Raw genomic sequence first — 1389 nt, 5'->3', positions numbered from 1 at the left:
TCTGTTATTATCAAAAAAATTATATTTTTACCTTTAAACAATAAGTTAAGGTCGTATAGCTATAAATTATGAGCAGTATTATAAAACCGCAAACTGACAGCACTATTAGCTGGTTCATAAGTCAGTGTCACATCCATAAGTATCCTGCTAAAAGTTCAATCATGCACGCCGGAGAAAAAGCAGAAACCTTATACTACATTGTTAAGGGATCGGTCGTCGTTTTAATCAAGGATGCCGAAGGCCGCGAGATGATTCTTACCTATTTAAATCAAGGTGATTTCATCGGTGAGGTCGGTCTTTTTGATCAATCTGAAAATCCCATTAGAACAGCTTGGGTGCGAGCAAAAACTCAGTGCGAAGTTGCAGAGGTTTCTTACAGTAAATTCAAACAGCTGGTTCAGGTTAATCCTGAAATCTTAATGCGTCTGTCTGCTCAAATGTCACGTCGTCTTGCCGCAACTTCAAAGAAAGTCGGAAATCTAGCATTCCTTGACGTTACCGGACGTATTGCTCAGACCTTAATCAATTTAGCTCATCAGCCGGAAGCCATGACCCATCCCGACGGAATGCAGATTAAGATCACTCGACAGGAAATAGGACAGATTGTAGGCTGTTCAAGAGAAACTGTCGGACGTATTCTCAAAATGATGGAAGAACAGCATCTTATTACGGCACACGGTAAGACTATTGTTGTTTTTGGTACTCGCTAATCATTAAAAATCCGCCTTGCCGGACTTTTATTATTTAAAGGAGTTTATTGATGGCTTCACTGCTTGAACGCGGAATCCATTCTTTTTCAAAAGAAGATTTACTAGCCTGCAGCCGCGGCGAACTGTTCGGTCCCGGCAACAGCCAGCTTCCCGCCCCCAATATGCTGATGTTTGATCGAATTACCCATATAGATGATAATGGCGGAGAACATGGTCTTGGTTTTATTCAGGCTGAACTTGATATAACCCCTGATCTGTGGTTTTTTGCCTGCCATTTCCCCGGCGATCCTGTAATGCCCGGATGCCTTGGCCTTGATGCCATGTGGCAATTGGTAGGATTTTTCCTCGGCTGGCGCGGAGGCCCGGGAAAAGGTCGCGCCCTTGGCGTTAATAAAGTTAAGTTCAAAGGTGAAGTTATAGATAGTTGTAAACTTGTTACCTACGAAATAACTATCAAACGCATCATTGAGCGCGGAAAATTGATTATGGGTGTCGCTGACGGTAAAGTATTTGCTGACGGGAAACATATTTATACAGCCGAAGATTTACAGGTGGGATTAATTCCTCCGGCCAAATAATCTTTATTCCTTTTTCATAAATAAAAGCCTTTTATTTAAACATAAAGGGCTTTTATTTTGCATGACATTTTAAACTAATTTATTAACTTTTTGTTTTATAA

At 40.8% G+C, this 1389-nt stretch carries 2 protein-coding genes; both read left to right on the top strand.

What is annotated here, in order from left to right; translation table 11 throughout:
- Positions 1-68 precede the first annotated feature (68 nt).
- Positions 69-710, top strand: coding sequence for a cAMP-activated global transcriptional regulator CRP (gene crp, locus QZ019_RS09800; RefSeq protein ID WP_249082286.1), 642 nt, complete (start codon positions 69-71; stop codon positions 708-710).
- A gap of 50 nt (positions 711-760) precedes the next feature.
- Positions 761-1288 (top strand): 3-hydroxyacyl-[acyl-carrier-protein] dehydratase FabA, encoded by a 528-nt coding sequence (gene fabA, locus QZ019_RS09795; RefSeq protein ID WP_294565425.1) that lies wholly within the window; start codon positions 761-763, stop codon positions 1286-1288.
- Positions 1289-1389 lie beyond the last annotated feature (101 nt).

It is taken from the genome of uncultured Succinatimonas sp. (genome assembly GCF_905203285.1).
Classification (GTDB): domain Bacteria; phylum Pseudomonadota; class Gammaproteobacteria; order Enterobacterales; family Succinivibrionaceae; genus Succinatimonas.
The sequence above is the reverse complement of the archived record's forward strand: the minus strand, read 5'-3'. Positions and strand labels throughout refer to the sequence as shown.

What these genes read in the sequence shown, in the direction of transcription:
- crp (WP_249082286.1), top strand. Translation starts at nt 69, where the DNA reads ATGAGCAGTATTATAAAACCGCAAACTGACAGCACTATTAGCTGGTTC.
- fabA (WP_294565425.1), top strand. Translation starts at nt 761, where the DNA reads ATGGCTTCACTGCTTGAACGCGGAATCCATTCTTTTTCAAAAGAAGAT.